The 16,347-nt window shown below is 69.4% G+C and carries 11 protein-coding genes; 6 read left to right on the top strand and 5 right to left on the bottom strand.

All coding sequences use genetic code 11. The features are described from left to right. Positions 1–75 precede the first annotated feature (75 nt). Genes Aco04nite_RS35435 through Aco04nite_RS35425 form a run of 3 tightly spaced genes read left to right on the top strand, consistent with a single transcriptional unit; the run spans position 76 to position 2,362 of the window. Entirely contained in the window at positions 76–594 is a 519-nt protein-coding gene (locus tag Aco04nite_RS35435) for a hypothetical protein (protein ID WP_213001598.1), read from the top strand. Beyond that, positions 591–1,712 carry a sensor histidine kinase gene (locus Aco04nite_RS35430; RefSeq protein ID WP_213001597.1) on the top strand — a complete coding sequence of 374 codons (1,122 nt, stop codon included), beginning with the start codon at positions 591–593 and terminating at the stop codon, positions 1,710–1,712. The genes Aco04nite_RS35435 and Aco04nite_RS35430 overlap by 4 nt, the downstream gene beginning before the upstream one ends. Next, on the top strand, positions 1,709–2,362 hold the full coding sequence (locus tag Aco04nite_RS35425; RefSeq protein WP_213001596.1) for a response regulator: 654 nt from the start codon (positions 1,709–1,711) through the stop codon (positions 2,360–2,362). Before Aco04nite_RS35430 ends, Aco04nite_RS35425 begins: the two co-directional genes overlap by 4 nt. A 52-nt stretch (positions 2,363–2,414) precedes the next feature. Here the strand turns inward: Aco04nite_RS35425 and Aco04nite_RS35420 are convergent, their stop codons facing one another. The 4 genes from Aco04nite_RS35420 to Aco04nite_RS35405 are packed head-to-tail and all read right to left on the bottom strand — an operon-like array spanning position 2,415 to position 10,470. Next, positions 2,415–2,732 (bottom strand): YrhB domain-containing protein, encoded by a 318-nt coding sequence (locus Aco04nite_RS35420; RefSeq protein ID WP_213001595.1) that lies wholly within the window; start codon positions 2,730–2,732, stop codon positions 2,415–2,417. A 17-nt stretch (positions 2,733–2,749) separates the two neighbouring features. Next, positions 2,750–5,488: a toxin glutamine deamidase domain-containing protein gene (locus tag Aco04nite_RS35415; RefSeq protein ID WP_213001594.1), complete on the bottom strand. Its 2,739-nt coding sequence runs from the start codon at positions 5,486–5,488 to the stop codon at positions 2,750–2,752. Positions 5,489–5,516: 28 nt separating this feature from the next. Then, entirely contained in the window at positions 5,517–5,999 is a 483-nt protein-coding gene (locus Aco04nite_RS35410) for a type VII secretion system-associated protein (protein WP_244876527.1), read from the bottom strand. A 10-nt stretch (positions 6,000–6,009) separates the two neighbouring features. Further along, on the bottom strand, positions 6,010–10,470 hold the full coding sequence (locus Aco04nite_RS35405) for a DUF6531 domain-containing protein (protein WP_213001593.1): 4,461 nt from the start codon (positions 10,468–10,470) through the stop codon (positions 6,010–6,012). Positions 10,471–10,662: 192 nt separating this feature from the next. On the opposite strand from Aco04nite_RS35405, the gene Aco04nite_RS35400 reads away from it, so the two are divergent. The 3 genes from Aco04nite_RS35400 to Aco04nite_RS35390 all read left to right on the top strand — a co-directional run bounded on the left by Aco04nite_RS35400 (position 10,663) and on the right by Aco04nite_RS35390 (position 11,863). Continuing rightward, entirely contained in the window at positions 10,663–10,884 is a 222-nt protein-coding gene (locus tag Aco04nite_RS35400; RefSeq protein ID WP_244876526.1) for a hypothetical protein, read from the top strand. 4 nt (positions 10,885–10,888) lie between these two features. Beyond that, a complete protein-coding gene (locus Aco04nite_RS35395) occupies positions 10,889–11,500 on the top strand; it encodes a hypothetical protein (RefSeq protein WP_203839334.1) in 612 nt (203 codons plus the stop codon). A 66-nt stretch (positions 11,501–11,566) separates the two neighbouring features. Then, entirely contained in the window at positions 11,567–11,863 is a 297-nt protein-coding gene (locus tag Aco04nite_RS35390; RefSeq protein WP_203839333.1) for a WXG100 family type VII secretion target, read from the top strand. A 48-nt stretch (positions 11,864–11,911) separates the two neighbouring features. Here Aco04nite_RS35390 and Aco04nite_RS35385 read toward each other — a convergent pair whose 3' ends face one another. Then, positions 11,912–16,288 carry an FtsK/SpoIIIE domain-containing protein gene (locus Aco04nite_RS35385; RefSeq protein ID WP_213001592.1) on the bottom strand — a complete coding sequence of 1,459 codons (4,377 nt, stop codon included), beginning with the start codon at positions 16,286–16,288 and terminating at the stop codon, positions 11,912–11,914. Positions 16,289–16,347: the final 59 nt, after the last annotated feature.

Below are 16,347 nucleotides of genomic sequence, written 5' to 3'. Positions count from 1 at the left end.
TCCACCTACGGGTGGAGGCGGGAACTCCATCCCTGCGCGGATTCGGATCAGCGCGAAGTTCGCGATCGTTGACGCATGACGAACTACGTGATCAGCCTCAGCATCCTCGCTCTCATGCTCTTCACGGGTCTCGGCACCCACGAGCTCACCCGGTCGCGGATCATCCGGCCGCTGATCATCGTGGCGGTGGTCGCGGCCATCTACCTCAAGTCCTTCCCGACCGAGGGCAACGACGTCCCGCTGGTGGTGATCGGCGGCGCTGCGGGCGTACTCCTCGGGGTGTTCTCGGGGTTGCTCGTCAAGGTCCACCGTGACCCGTCCACCGGGAAGATCCTGACCACCGCGGGGTTCGGTTTCGCCGCCCTCTGGATCGCGGTCACCGCCGCCCGGCTCGCGTTCATCTACGGCGCCGACCACTGGTTCACCGCCGGGCTCGTCACGTTCTCCCGCACCCACCTGATCACCGGAGCGGACGCCTGGACCGCCGCCTTCATCGTGATGTCGCTGGCCATGGTCGGCGCCCGGCTCGCCATGACCAGCATCTTCGCCTCCCGTGCCCCGCGCCCGGTCGCTTCCTGGACAATGGCCGGGTGAACGCTCGCACCGGATTGCGGATCATGGTCTGGGCCAGCACCGCGGTCATCGCGATCGACAGTGTGCTGGCCGGATTCCCCGCCTCGCAGGCCGCGCGGATCGCCGTCCCGATCATCACCGCCGCCGGGCTCGCGCTCTGGCTGGCCGGCACCGCCTCGAAGATCACCGACATCCGGATCGTGACTCTCTGCTTCACCGCCGCCGGGCTCTGCGGGGCGGTGCTCGACCGGATCCAGATCGCCGGGCCCGGCTACATCCTCGGCTTCATGGCGCTGGCGGGCATGGGTCTGCGGCTTCCCCGGCGGATCGCCCTGATCAGTGGCGGGATCGTGGTGGTGAGCCTCGCGGTCGCTGAGGCGTACACATCGCAGCAGGGTTTGCAGGCTTTTCTGAACCTCGGCATCGGTGGCTGTTTCCTCTTCCTGTCCTCGGCCTTCGCCGGCGCCAACCGCCTGGCCCGGGAGGCCGCGGAAGCCCAGCTCGCCGAGGAGGCCGCGGCCCGCGAGGCCCGGGAGGAGGCAGCCCGGCTCGCCGAACGCGGCCGGATGGCCCGCGAGCTGCACGACGTCCTCGCCCACACGCTGTCCGGCCTCGCCGTGCATCTCGAAGGCGCGCGGCTGCTCGCGGAGAAGACATCAGCCGACCCGCGCCTGGTGGCCCAGCTGACCGACGCCCACGGGCTCGCCCGCGACGGGCTGGCCGGGGCCCGGCGGGTGGTGGAAACCCTGCGCGGTGACCCGTTGCCCGGCCCGGCACACATTCCGGAGCTGGCCGGTAAGGCGGGGGCCACGTTCGCCGTCACCGGCGTTCCGCAGCCGCTGCCGGGGGAGGCGGGGCTGGCGCTCTACCGTACGGTTCAGGAAGCCCTGACCAACACCGCCAAGCACGCCGGCCCGCTCGCCCGCGCCGACGTCGTGCTCGCCTGGACCCCCACGGAGGTGGCAGTGACAGTCACCGACAGCGGGGGAGTGCCCGACCCGGACTCGGTGCTGCCCTCCGGCGGTTTCGGGCTGACCGGCCTGGCCGAGCGGGCAGCGCTCGCCGGCGGCCATCTCGAAGCCGGCCCGTCCGGCGCCGGCTGGCGCGTCAACCTCACCCTGCCCCTGGGAAGCCGATGACCACCGTCACCGTCCTGATCGCCGACGACCAGAAAGTGGTCCGCGACGGGCTCGCCATGATGCTCGGCCTGCTCGACGGCATCGAGGTCGTCGGCACCGCCATCGACGGCGCCGACGCGCTACGTCAGGCCGCCGGCGCCGATCCGGACGTCATCCTGATGGACCTGAACATGCCGACCGTGGACGGCATCGCCGCGACGGCCAAGCTCACGGCGTCCGGCAGCCGGGCACGCGTCGTGGTGCTCACGACGTACGCGGATGACAGCTCGGTCTTTCGTGCCCTGCAGGCCGGTGCCCGGGGCTACCTGACCAAGGACGCCGGCGCCGAAGAGATCCGCCAGGCGATCACCACGGTCGCCGCAGGCGAGGCCCTGCTCGACCCGAGCGTCCAGCGCCGCCTGCTGGAAGCCCTCGCCGCCGGCTCACCGTTCGCGGTGCCCACCCAGGCCGAGGCCGACGGCCTCACCGCCCGCGAGGACGAAGTCCTGCGAGAGATCGCCCAGGGCCGCACCAACCCGGAGATCGCCACCCGCCTCCACGTCTCCGAGGCCACGGTGAAAACCCACGTCAACCACCTGCTCGCCAAAACCGGCTGCCGCGACCGCGCTGCCCTGGTCGCCCACGCCTTCCGAACCGGCCGCGCCGCTTAGGACCTGTTCATGACTGAGGCCGGGCTGCGGCGGGCCCAGTCATGAACAGACCCTAAAAAGCTGAACGCGTCGGCGGCAGCGGCACGAGGGGATAGCCGTGCTCCTCGGCGTATTGGTTGAGCCACCTCTCGAGGGGTGCGGCGGAACCCGCCACCCAGATGTCGCTGCCGTCCTTGTTGACGACGATCGGGCCGCTCGGGGCGCTGTCGCTGAACTGCCGGGTCTCGAAGTAGCGGGCCGTGTTGAACGGGAAGTACCACGCCCAGGGGATCTCGGTCGCGTACTGATCGTTGAGCTGCAGCGGGGCGTCGGGGGTCTCGAGCTCGCGCAGCTTCGCCTCGGCCAGCGTCCGTGCCTCGGTCAGATCCATGGGGCTGTCCTCGCTGATCATTTGAGAGTGGTGAAGTGCAGCTCGTCGAGTTTCGGGTCCAGCCAGGGCAGGTCACCCAGCTTGCCGCTCTGGGCATCGACGAACGCGACCCGGCCGTCGACCTTGATCACGTTCATGACGTGGCCGCCGCCCGAGCCGTTCTTGAGGTAGCCGATGATACCGACCGTGTTGTCGGGCATGGCCGCCATCTTGTCCACGACGGTCGCGTAGTCGGCGTTGGGGATCTGCTGGAACGTGACGCTCTTGGCGGCCTCGATGTCGCTCAACGGCCGGATGGTCGGGATCTTCTGCGCCACCGTGACGGTGTCGGTCTTGATGTAGTCGTCGAAGCGCTGCACACAGACCGTGCAGTTGACGTCGGAGGCGAGGTTCTTGTTCGGGTTGATGTCGTCGAGCTTGGCCCAGTTCTTGTCGACCACCGTGCCCAGGTCGGCGACGTCCGCGCCGTTGTTGCCGAACAGCACCTTGACGTTCCCGCTCGACGTCTTGATGTCGATACCGGTGCTGTCGAGCATTTCGCCGCGCAGGTTGTGGTCGAGGTTGACGAAGTGGCTGTCGATGTTGCCCTGGGCGTGGGCGATGTCGACGTTGGCCAGCCCGTCGAACTTGGCCTGGGCGGTGGAGATGTCGGCGAGTTCGAGCTTGTTGAAGTCGGCGGTGGCGACGTTGACGTCAGCGGTCATGTCGCCGGTGAGCTTGGCGTCCAGGTTGTTGAGCTCGTTGGTCTTGATCTCGGTGAGCTTGACGTCGGCCTTCTCGATGTCGACCTTGGCCAGGTCGGTGAAGTTCGTCTCGGCGGCCTTGATGTCGGCGGCCTTGAGGTTGTCCAGGTCGCCGAGGTTCTTCGCCAGGTCCGCGTCGTAGAGCTTCTGGGATTGGCCCGGCAGATCGGCGACGCCCTTGTCGAAGTCCGCCTTGAACTCCGCCGTCAGCTCCTGCTCCTTCGCCGGGCGCAGGTTGGTGAAGTACTCGGTGTTGAAGTTCTGCGCGGAGACAGGGTCCAGGGTGTCGAAGTGCGCCTTCGCAGCCTGGTCGAACTGGTCCATCTGCGCGGGCAACCCGTTCTGCTTACCGGCGTGGATCTGGGTCAGATCGTTGAGCTTCACGTTGTGGTCGGCCAGGTGCAGCTGCTGCAGCTCAGTGGTCTTGGTGGCCTTGAGCTGGTCGTACTTGACGTCGAGCTTGCCCTTCTCGAGGTCGAGCTGCTTGCCGTAGTCCAGCTTGATCTCGTTGGTCTTGCTCGCGAGATCGTCGGTGTACTTCTTCTCGATCGGTAGCTTCCCGGCGTCGAACTTGGCCTGGTAATCGACCTTGAGCTGGTCGGTCTTGACCTTCAGCTGGTCGGCGTAGTTCTTCTGGATCGAGGTCTTCTCGGTCTGGAACTTGGCGTCGAAGTCGGCCTTGATCTTGCTGAACTCGGTGCTCTCCGTGCTGCTCTTCAGCGTCGTGAGGTCGTTGAAGCGCTGCGCGAACTTCTGCCCGCCCGCGGCAGCCGGCAGCGTCGGCAGGGTGAGCACACCGAACCCGTCCTCCCCGCCCCGCGGCGGCGGGATGTCGCGGATCGCTTTCGGGGAGCCGCCCGGGAACAGGTCACCGAGCTTGGCGGCGCCGACGCTGACGGCATCGCCGACGATCTCACCCGCGGACTTGACCGAGCTGAGGACGGAGGCGGAGCTGTCGCCGAGCTTCTTGACGATGGTCAGCGCGCCGGTCCCGGCCGCCTTGACCAGCCCGACCATGTCCTTGGCCATGGTCTTCATGCCGGTCAGGGCCGCCTTGGCGATCTCCTTGAGGCCGCCGGCCTTGTAGAGCGCGGACAGCTTCGACAGCGAGGTCAGGCCCTTGACGCCCGGGATGATGCCGAGGACGCCCATGACGAGGTCGAGTACGGAGCCCTTGCCCTGGGCGAAGTCCACAATGGCTTTGACGAGCAGGATCGCTCCGGCGGCGAGGGCGATCCAGGCGAGGGGGCCGCCGAGGATCATGCCGATGATGCCCGCGACGAGGGCCACCCATTTGGCGACCTCGCAGATGATGTTCCAGAGCTCTTTGAGGGCGTCGCCGAGTTTCTGCCAGAACGACCGTGGCTGGATGCCGGCGTCGGAGGCGTCCTCGATCTCCCGCTTGCAGACCTGGGCGGCGCCGTCGCGCATCTGTTTCGCCTGGTCGGCGAGTTGTTTGGCGAGGTCGAGCTCCTGCTGGGCGCCGTTGACCGCGCTCTGGGCGCCGCTGACCTTGGCTTTCGCGGCGTCGGCGTCCTTGACGGCCTGCTTGACCTGGTCGGGGTCCGGTGCCTGGGTTTCTGCCTGGGCTTTTTCGGCTGCCTGGGATGCGCCGGTGAAGTCGGTTTGGGCGGTGGACAGGGCGCCCTGCAACGATTTCAGCTTCTCGGCGGCGACCCGGCCGTCGGCGAGGGCGCGGTCGGCCTGGGCCTGCGCGGTCTCCAGGGTCGGGGCGTACACGTCGAGGGCGTCGCCGACCATGAGGTGTGACTGGTAGAGCTTGTTGACCTGATTGGGGAAGTCGCCGAACTGCTCGCGGAACGCGTCGCCGGACAGACCCACCCAGGTCAGGACGGCGCCGTCGCCCTGCAGTGATTCGACCGCGACCTTCGCGCGGTGCGCGGTCTCGGCGAAGTCGTGGAACCGTGACGCGAGCTGCCGCACCCGGGTGGGATCACCGGGGGTGGGGTCGCCGCCGAGATCGAGGACGTCCCAGTCCATCGGTCGTGACATCGGCGTTCCCTTTCCTGGTGAAATCGACTTACGTAAGGGTCCCGAGACTAGCCGCCGGAAGCTTCGCTTCCATGTCGGTGCCCGGATTGAGCAACAATGCCCGATCATTCAGTACGCCGGCCAGGTCGGCCACCGGGGCCCGCTCCCAGTCCCGGCGCACCTCGGGGCCGGGCAGATACCGGTCGGACGTCCACGCCCGTAGCTCGGGCCCCTCCGGCGCTCCCGGCTCCACGAAGAGCGTGGCGGCGCCGAGCGCGACGCGGACGTCCTCGTCGGTGCCGTACCCGGTGGCCGCCCGCTGGATCGCGTCCTCCAGGTCGTTGGCAGGGGCGGGCAGTCCGAGCACCCGCGGCGACGGCCGGTAGTTCGGGTTCGGGATCAGCTCGTCGCCGACCACGCCGTTCTCGTCGACGGCGTACGCCCCGGAGATCGCGAACGGTGGCACGTCCTCGGTGCCGCCGTATGCGGGGTCGATGGCGTACACCCAGGTGCCGGGTGGATAGGGCTGCATCTCAGGCTCCTCAGGGTACGTAGTGCGGGTTGTCGATGAATTCCTTGATCGGTACGCCCACGGGGAACTTCACCTTGCCGCCCTGCGCCGCGACGTCGTACGGACCGTCGATCTTCCAGGCCTGGATGATGTCCTTGCCCGGGATGTGGTCCAGCGCCGCCCATTCCTTCTGCGACACCTTGGAGATGTCCTGGTTCACCTGCGTGGTCAGGTCGATGAACGGCTGCCGGTCCGACTTCACGAGGTAGATGTAGCCGAAGTGGAAGTCGTAGTTGAACTTCCCGATCTTCTGCGTCGTCTGCACGCCGTCGAGCGACAGATTCTGCAAGCGGAACGCGATGTCCTTGGAGCGCACGAAGTTCAGCGCCACCTCGGTGTCGGACGTGGTGGAGATGAAACCGCTGTACGCGCCGCCGTCCCGGATCTTCGAGCTGCTCTGCTGGTGCAGCTTGATGTCGTAGTGCGACGGGGCGCCCTTGAACTCGGCGAACGACTTTAGGCCCTGCTCGAAGATGACGTTCGGGGGCACATCCGAACCGTGGTAGAGCACGTCGGGCAGCTTGCCGTTCTCGCTGAGCGTCTGCGTGACGCTGACCGGGTGACCGTCGAACGCGCCGGGCTTGATGTCGTTCGCCTCGTCGAGCGCCTTCACGATGCCCGGGTTGTCAGCGGCGCCGGGGGTGACGGGCGGGACCTTCGAGCCGCTGGGACCGCTGCACATCAGGCCGAGCGGGTCGGCGACGAGCAGCGGGTTGGCGGCGTACCCGCCGGGGTCCGCAGCCGGTGCCAGACCCAGCGGGTCCTGGCTGAGGTAGCGGCCGGTCATCGGGTCGTAGTAGCGGTAGACGTTGTAGTGCAGGCCGGTCTCGTCATCCCTGTACTGCCCCGGGAAACCCAGCGCGACTCCGGACGGGCCGGCGTCGCCCCAGAGCGTCGACTCGTTGCGCCACAGCAGGGAGCCGTCGGCGGCGAGCAGCTCGGTCGCGGTGCCGATGCGGTCGGTGACCACGGTGGCGAAGTCGACGCCGGATCCGGTGTGGACGGTCTGCGCGATCGGGCGGCCGTCGACCGGGTCGTGCTCCCAGGTCGTCAACCGCAGCGTGCCGTCCGCCGCGGTGTGCGCCTGCTCGATCAGCGAACTGCCGGACCAGGCGAACTCGTAGCGCTCCGCGATCTCGGTGCCGGTCATGCGGTGTTTCGCCACGCGCCGGCCGAGCGGGTCGTAGACGTACGTCCAGACCTCGCCGCGCGGTGTGCGTACCGAGCTGAGCTGATCCTCGGTGTTCCATGTGAAGTGCCAGGTGCCGGAGCCCGCGACGGTACGGGTGGTCATCCGCCCGTGCGCGTCGTAGGTGCAGGACACGGCACCCGAGGCGGTCAGGAGCGTGCCTTCGTACGCCGCGGCGAGGCGCCCGTCCGCGTACCCGTAGGTCTCGTCGCGGCCCGGACCCTCGACCCGGGTGACCCGACCGGCCGCGTCCAGGGTGAACGCGCTGCGCCCGGTCCAGTCCTCGATGCCGACCACGCCGCCGTCGGCCCGGTGCTCGAACAGCCGTCGTCCCACGCCGGGAAGGTGCTGCTCTACCAGCTCGTCACCGGTGCCGTGCCGCTGCTCCAGCACCAGCTCGCCGTCGAGGAACCGGCGCTGCTCGCGGCCCCGCTCGTCGTGGCGGACCAGCATCTCGTGACCACCGGCCGACAGGGAATACGGCATGCCGAACGGGTCGCTGGTCCACTCGCTGGTCACGCCGCCCGGGGTACGCCGGCGCCGGGTGCCCCGCTCGTCGTCGTACTCGAAACCGACGGTCCGCCCGTCGACGGTCTCCGAGAGGACGCGGCCGAAACCGTCGTACTCGACGGCCAGGCTCGTCGTACCGGTGTCCGCCGTGAGGATGCGGCCCTGCTTGTCGTACGAGTACCGCGTGCTGCCCGTAGCCGTCCGGCGCTCCACGACGTTGCCGAGCGCGTCCCGCACGTACTCCGTGACCTCGCCCAGCCCGTTCGTCGACGTGGCGAGCCGCCCGGCCGCGTCGTACCCGTAGGCCCGGACCCGCCCGTTGAAGTCCGACTCCTCGACCATGTTCCCGGTCGCGTCGTACGTGTAGCGCCAGACGAGCCCGGCCGGATCGGTGACCGAGGTGATCCGCAACTCGGTGTCATGGGTGTACGCGGTTCGCAGCCCGTCCGCGTCGAAGCTCGCCAGCACGATCCCGAACGGCCCGTACTCGGTGCGCCGGACCGTGCCGAGCGCGTCGATCCGTTCGGCGGGGTAGCCCTCGTCGTCGTACCGGATGATCTCCCGGTCCTGCAGCACCTGCCAACCGGCCAGCGCCGAAACGCGCTCGCCCCGCGGCCCGCGCATCTTCTCCACATCGAACGGCTTCGCGAGACCCGACCCCGCCTCGTCCCCGGTGACCCGGTTACCGAGCGGGTCGATGGTCTCGAGCAGTTCGTTGTAGCGGCCCCACACGTAGCGGGTCGTGTTGCCGAGCGGGTCGGTGGTGCTGGTCCGGTGGTGCCACTCGTCGAACGTGTAGACGCTGGTGTTGCCGAGCGAGTCGGTGAACGTCGTGCGCTCCGGCTCGTACGTCAGGGTTGCGCTGAGGTATCCGTCCTCGCCGACCGTGCCGACGCAGCGGCCCTGCTCGTCGTAGGTGTAGCGGTAGCCGAAGTTGTTCCGGTCGATCCACTGCACGATCCGCCCGGCGTCGTCGTAGCGGAACGTCGCCGGCCGCTCCGACGCGTTCGCCGCCCGGACCAGGTGGCCGTCCTCGTACTCGAACGCGGCGATCCGGGTCTCGGGGCCGCCCGTGGCACCGGTCAGCGCGATCTCGGTGATCCGGCCGTCGGTGGTGCCGAAGCGGACCCGGCGCCCGGAGGGGTGCTGCAATCCGGTCGGCGCTCCGGTGGCGTCGCGCTCGACCCGCAGGCGGTTGCCATCGTGGTCCTCGACCGTGCCGAGCCGGCCCTCGCGGTCGAAGCCGAGCACCTGCGTGCCGGTGTCGAGCCGCGCGGTGCCGTCCTCGGCGATCGTCAACGGCCAGCGGGGTCCCTCGTACGGCAGGACCGCAGTGCCGGGCTTGCCGATCGGGTAGGCCAGCACCATCGCGTCGGGGGCGAAGTACAGCGACGCCCGCCCGTCGGTCTCGATCCGCTGGTCCAGCGTCGACGCCCAGGTCGCCCCGAACCAGCCGCCACCGCGGTACGACGAGAGGTGCGTGCGCTCGAGCTTGAACGGCAACGGCGCGGGCAGCTCCAGGTCGAGCTCGGGGAGCACCATCTCGCCGGTCGCGACGTCGATGGGGTCGGTGACGCAGTCGCGGATGTCGAACGTGCGCGAGACGTCCTTGGGGACGATGGGTGCCTTGCCGTGGAACAGGTCACCGAGCTTGTCGAGACCGGTCTTGCCCGCGCCGCCGAGGTTCTTGAGGATCGTCAGCGCGCTGGAGCCGGCGTTCTTGATCAGGTCGACCATGCCCTTGGCCATGTCCTTCATGCCGGTCAGGGCCGCCTTGGCGATCTCCTTCACGCCGCCGGCCTTGTAGAGCGCCGACAATTTCGACAGCGAAGTCAGCCCTTTCACGCCAGGAATGATGCCCAGAACACCCATGACGAGGTCGAGTACGGAGCCCTTGCCCTGCGCGAAGTCGACGATCGCCTTCACCAGCAGGATCGCTCCGGCGGCCAGCGCGATCCAGGCGAGCGGGCCGCCGAGGATCATGCCGATGATGCCCGCGACCAGGGCCACCCACTTGGCGACCTCGCAGATGATGTTCCACAGCTCTTTGAGGGCGTCGCCCAGTTTCTGCCAGAACGACCGTGGCTGGATGCCCGCGTCGGAGGCGTCCTCGATCTCCCGCTTGCAGACCTGGGCGGCGCCGTCGCGCATCTGCCTGGCCTGCTCGGCGAGCTGTTTGGCGAGGTCGAGCTCCTGCTGGGCGCCGTTCACCGCGCTCTGAGCGCCACTGACCTTGGCCTTCGCGGCGTCGGCGTCCTTGACGGCCTGCTTGACCTGATCGGGGTCCGGTGCCTGGGTTTCCGCCTGCGCCTTTTCGGCTGCCTGGGACGCGCCGGTGAAGTCGGTCTGAGCCGTGGAAAGGGCGCCCTGCAACGACTTCAGCTTCTCCGCGGCGACCCGACCGTCGGCGAGGGCGCGGTCCGCTTGCGACTGCGCGGTCTCCAACGTCGGGGCGTACGTCTCCAGTGCGTCGCCCACCATCAGGTGTGACTGGTAGAGCTTGTTGACCTGGTTGGGGAAGTCGCCGAACTGCTCGCGGAACGCGTCGCCGGAGAGCCCGACCCAGGTCAGGACGGCGCCGTCGCCCTGCAGCGAGTCCACGGCCAGTTTCGCGCGGTGGGCGGTCTCGGCGAAGTCGTGGAACCGCGACGCGAGTTGCCGGACCCGGGAAGGGTCACCAGGAGTGGGGTCGCCGTCCATGTCGAGGACGTCCCAGTCAGTCGGCCGAGCCATCACCACTCCTGTCTATGCATGTGCCCGACGGAGTCTACGCAGGTAGTTACAGAGGGTTTTGATCCGTCGTAGTACTCTCCAATCGACGGTGGGCGTACGCAGAGGCGGGTATGAATGGCTTCCGACCGGTTAACGGTGAATTTGGACGGCTTGGCGGACTTCGCCACGCAGTTGGAGACCATTCGTAGTGGTATGGACTCCGCCAGGTCCTGGATGAACGAGTTCTCCGGTGACCTGGGCGGGCCCGATGTCGACGGCGCGATCAGTCACTTTGAGTCACATTGGCGCGACGGTCGCGGACAGGTCGACAAGAACTGTGACGCCCTGATCAAGATGGCGAAGCAAGCGGTCGAGAGTCTGCGCAAGGCCGACGACGACCTCACCAAGCAGCTACGTGAGAGCGCCGAGGCCTGATCCGATGACCGCACCGACCACCGCCACCGGATTTTCGATCACCGTTCCGGATTCCTGGTTCGAGATCGAGCTGCACCCCGACGCCCGCAACGCCGCCATCAACACCCTGGTCTCCGAGCGGCTCAAGGAGGTTCCGGAGCTCTATGAGCACCGGGCCGACCTCGCCCGGGTGCTGCGGGAGACGGCGCGGCGGGCGTACGACAGCGGGGCCCGGTTCTGCGGGACCCTGGTCGCCGGTCTCGGCGGGGCCGTGATGACCGCCACAGTGACCGTGACCATAGTCGACGCGCCCAATGAGGAGGGTGCGGCCGACGCGATCGCGTCCTTCCTCACCACGGTGCCGAAACGAGGCGCCGACTCCATCTGGCGTCAGGTCGAGTCGGTGGAGATCCCGGAGGCCGGCCGCGTGCCGCGCACCCGGGGCATCGACGACGTCACGCTGCCGGACGGCGCCGGCTGGATCCGGTCGCTGATCATGCAGACCTTTGTGCCTTTCCCCGGGCCCAACCCCACGCGGGTGGCCCTGATCACCGGTAGTTCCCCGTTGCTGGCGCTGGAGTCGGAATTCTTCGACGTCTTCGACGCCATCACCGGCACGTTCCGATTCATCGGCTGACCGGCCGACTTCTCAACACCGTGCCGTGCTTCGATTCCAAGCCGGCAGTAACCAGGGAGGCAAGACATGGCTAACGTCAATGTGACGTACCAGGAGATGCGTGACGCGGCCAACCGCCTCACGCGTGGCAAGGAAGACATCCTCAGCAAGCTCCACGAGCTGCAGAGCATGGTCAGCAACCTGGTCAACGGTGGCTACGTCACCGACTCGTCCAGCAAGCAGTTCGACGAGTCGTACCGTGAGTTCAACGACGGTGCCAGCAAGATGGCCGAGGGCCTCGAGGGCATGGGCAAGTACCTGACGGCTGCCGCGGACACGTTCCAGCAGGCCGACGAGGAGCTCGCCAAGGCTCTCAACAAGTAAGGCTTCAAAAAAGGGCGACCCCGCGGGGTCGCCCTTTTTCATGTCCGACTACTCGGGGACCTGCACGGTCAGCGGTTCGCCGTCGCCGAGGTGCAGCATGGCGCGGCCCGGTCGCACCGGCTGGCCCACCGCCGTGCGCTGCAGCCGCAGGCCGACCAGGTCGCCGTCGGTGCGGTTCTGCGGCGAGAGCAGCGCACCCCGCCGGCTGCGCCGCGCGTCGACCAGCCAGCCGCTGAAGCCGACGCTGAGGTCCTCCGGCTCGCCGGCGAAGATCACGGCGAGCTGGCGGGCCTCACCGTTGCGGATGACGTCGCGCAGCTCGCTCGACGCGGCGACGTCCCGCAGCGCCGACGCGTCGTCGACCACGATCAGCGCCCGGCCGGTCACCTGGGCCAGCGCCTCGTTCAGCTCCTCCGGCGTCACGTCGGTGCCGGTGAAGACCGTGATGACACCCGGGCGCCCGGCGAGATCCCGCAGCGGCGACGTACGCGGTGCCATCGCGATGACCTGCTGGCCGTTGTCCAATGCGGACCGTGCCATGGCGACCAGCATGGTGCTGCGCCCCGACTTGGCCGGGCCGCCGATGCCGAAGGACGGCACCCCGGCGGACAGATCCGGACCGTACGCGGTGAGCTGGTCCCCGCCCACGCCGGCCAGCACCCAGCCCTTGCCCACGCCCGCGCGGGGCAGCGTGGCCGCCTGGTCGTACGAGATCTGGCTGGGCAGCTCGCCCAGCCGGAACGGCCGCAGCTGCGCGGGCACCCCGGCGTCGCGCTGTGCGGACCAGCGCCCGATCTCAGCGAGCGCGGCCGCCTGCGCCGCACCGCTCGCGTCCGGCACGAGCAGGGCGACCTGCAGCTCGATGCCGCTCTCGGCCCGGAACGCGCGGCCGGGGGCGATCTCCTCCGGCAGGTTGCGCGGGTGCAGGCCGATCATCGACATGTCGCCGCGGTCGGCCAGCCGGAACGAGATCTTGTCCTCGGTGAGGGTGGCGACCCGGCCGCTGAGCACCGAACGGTCGCCGGTGATGATCACGTGGACGCCGACGCTGGCGCCCTCCCGCAGGAACGTGAAGATCTGGTCGGTGAGCGTGCCGGCGTCCAGCTCGCCCAATGTGGACAGGAAGCCTTCCCAGCGGTCGAGCAGCAGGAAGATGTGCGACAGCTTGTTCTCCGGCGCGGACGCCGTGCGCTGCTCGGTGACGTCGGCGAACCCGCCCGCGGCGAGCACGGCCTGCCGGCGGCGGATCTCCTCGCCGAGCTTCGTGATCATGCGGACGGCCCGGTCGACCTCAGTGCGGGTGACGACCGCGCCGCAGTGCGGCAGCCCGTTGAGCGGCAGCAGCGCGCCGTTGCCGCAGTCCAGGCCGTAGAGGTGCACGTCGGCGCTGGAGTGCACGCGGGCCAGCGAACCGGCGATCGTGCGCAGCAGCTGGGACCGGCCGGTGCGGGGCGCGCCCGCGGCGATCAGGTGACCGAACCGCTCCAGCTCCAGCACCGCCGTACGTTGCGCCTGCTGCGCCGGGAGGTCCTCGATGCCGAACGGCACCGTGGCCAGCTTGTGCGGCACCACCGGCGTCGCGGCCAGGTCATCGATGATCACCGTGTCGGGCAGCGCCGCGAGCCATGGGCTGTGCTGAGCCGGCACCTGGGCGATCTCGGCGGCCTTGCGCAGCGCCTCGACCAGCACCTGCAGGTCGGTGATCTCCTCCTGGTCGACCGTACGGGCCACCTTGGCGACCTCGATCGGGCGGGCCAGATCGGCCCAGTCCAGGATCCGCAGGTCCGGCGGGGCGGCCTCGCCACCGCCGCTGCCCGGGCGGCGGCCACCGACCCGGCCGGCCTGGAACGGCACCAGAGAGGCATGCCCGAGCCGCACGTACGCACGACCCGGCGTGCTCTTCGAGATGCGTGCCGAGTCGGGGGCGTTGAGCACGTCCTGGCTCTCCGCCGCGTCGGTGACCCGCAGCGCGATCCGCAGGTTGGTGTTGGCCCGGATCTCGGGGGAGACCACGCCGCTCGGGCGCTGGGTGGCGAGCAGCAGGTGGATGCCGAGCGACCGGCCCCGCTGCGCGATGTTGACCAGGCCGGTGACGAAGTCGGGCAGCTCCCGGGCCATCGACGCGAACTCGTCGATGACGATCAGCAGCCGGGGGAGCTTGAGGCTGCCCGGCTGCCGGTCGGCGACCCGGGTGTAGTCCTCGATGTCCTTGGCGCCCGCCGCGGCCAGCACGTGCTCGCGCCGCCGGAGCTCCGCGGAGAGCGACTCCAGGGCTCGGCGCACGAGGTGCTCGTCGAGGTCGGTGACCATGCCGACGGTGTGCGGCAGGCGCACACAGTCGCCGAACGCGCTGCCGCCCTTGTAGTCGACCAGCACGAACGTCATGGCGTCCGGCCGGTTGGCGGCCGCGAGCGAGGCCACGATGGTCTGCAGCAGCTCGGACTTGCCGGAGCCGGTGGTGCCGGCGATCAGGCCGTGCGGCCCGTCGCGGCGCAGGTCGATCTCGAACGGGCCGTCGAACGACTCGCCGACCACCGCGGTCGTGGTGGCGCCCCGGACCGCCCAGCGCGACACGATCGTCTCGGCCTGCGGGGGCTCCAGCGACAGCACGTCCAGCAGCCGGCTCGAGCCGGGCAGCGCGGCGTCCTCCTCGTCATCGCTGACGTCGCGGATCGGGGCCAGCGACCGGGCCACCCGCGCGCACCACGCGGGGGACAGGACGTCGGGGCGGATCCCGGTCAGCTCGTCGGCGCCGGTGCGCGAGATCCGCAGGGAGCCGCCCTCGGCCACGGCCACCGCCTGGCACTCGGCCGGCAGCAGGCGCTCGTCGGCGTCGAGGCAGATGGCGTAGACGCCGACGGACGGGCCGTCACGCAGCAGCTGGAGGACGCCGGGCAGCGACCGCAGCCGCCGTGAGCCGTCCAGGACCACGATCATGTCGGGCTCGCGGAAGCCGGCCGAGCCGGTCTCCTGGCGCACGGCGAGCCGCGCGTCGATCATCTCGAGCAGCGCGGCCACCCGGCGGCCCACCGACTCGGCGTCGACACCGATCATCACGGCCGGGGCGTTCGGGTTGTTCGACCGGGAGTGCGGCAGCCAGCGAACCCAGTTCCAGCTCTCCTTGCCGGCCGGTTCGGTCAGCACGCTGATCTGGACGTCGTTGGGGCTCTGCAGCACCGCGGCCTGGATCACCGCCCACCGGCCCAGCGCGCGGGCGCTGTCACCGGGCCCGGCGAAGCCGATGACGCCGTGGTCCTTCAGCGGCAGGGTGACCGGAACGTCCGGGATGCTCCAGTGCACCGTACGCCGGTGCTCGTCCTGCTCCGGGTCGTCCAGCGCGACCTCGGCGGGCAACTCGCCGCTGCCGACCCGCAGCAGCAGGTGGTCCTCGTCGCGGCGGCGGCGCTCCCACAACCGCCGGCGCGGCCCGGTGGCGATCACCGAGATCAGCGCGGGGTCGGGGCAGCCCGCCCGGCGCTCGACCTTCTCGACCTCGAGCGCGTCCTGCGCGTCCTTCTCGATCCGTGCCTTGCGCTCCTGGTACTCCCGGCGCAGCTCGGCGTAGGAACGTTTGCCCTGGCGGCGCTGCATCACGTAGTTGCCCATCACGGACAGCGGCGAGAGCAGGGCCAGGAACAGCATCGTCTTGTTGCCGGTCAGGAACATCAGCGCCAGTGCGCCGACCAGCGGCAGCAGCGCCACCAGCCAGGGCAGCGGGTTGCGCTGCGGCTCCTTCGGCGGCGCGGGCAGCCGGAAACGGGTCTGGTGCCGGGGCGCCCGGATCCGCGGCGGCCGGTTGTAGTCCAGCCCCGTGCCGTCCGAGGACGGCTCCAGCGCCGCGTCGGGGCGGGTGTATTCGGCGAGTTCCAGTAACGAGTCGCCGACCTTGAGTAGTTGACCGGGGAGCCACATGAACCGCTCGGTCACGGTTTCGCCATCAATTTCCAGCGGCACCCCGCCCTCGGGCTCCACGAAGCACCGGGCCTGGACGTCGACACTGATCACCGCGGCGACGGGTGGGACGGCCGGATCGCCGACCGGCACCCAGCAGTGCTGGTCGTTACCGAGGTCGCCGATGCCGGCACCGAGCCGGGCAACGGCACCCGTCGAGGCGCCCGCGATCGTGCGTACCTCGAGTAACCCGGACTGTTCCGGAACGGGCCAGCCGGCGGGGCCGTCGAGGCCGATGACGGAGCCGTCCCGCACGGCCGAACCGTCGAGCGTAAGCGCCGGGTGCAGCGGTTTGCCATTGATATAGAGGGTGGCCGCGCCGGTCGCGCCGCCGGTACGCCGATTCGCATCGCGAAGAAGTCGTTGCGCTGTGTAGCCGAGCGCATCCACAGTGGTGTGTCCCGCGGCGGTGAGCGCCACGTCAGCGGAGTCGCCCGTTCTGGGATCGACGATTGTCAGTAAGAGCTGCACCATGCCTCCGGGCCGAGGTGTTCCGCACGATCGCGGTCCTTCATCGGAGAGGGGCGAGGCGT

This window comes from Winogradskya consettensis (genome assembly GCF_018332715.1).
Taxonomy (GTDB): domain Bacteria; phylum Actinomycetota; class Actinomycetes; order Mycobacteriales; family Micromonosporaceae; genus Actinoplanes; species Actinoplanes consettensis.
Note: the sequence above shows the minus strand (reverse complement) of the source record. Positions and strands in the feature narration are given on the sequence as shown.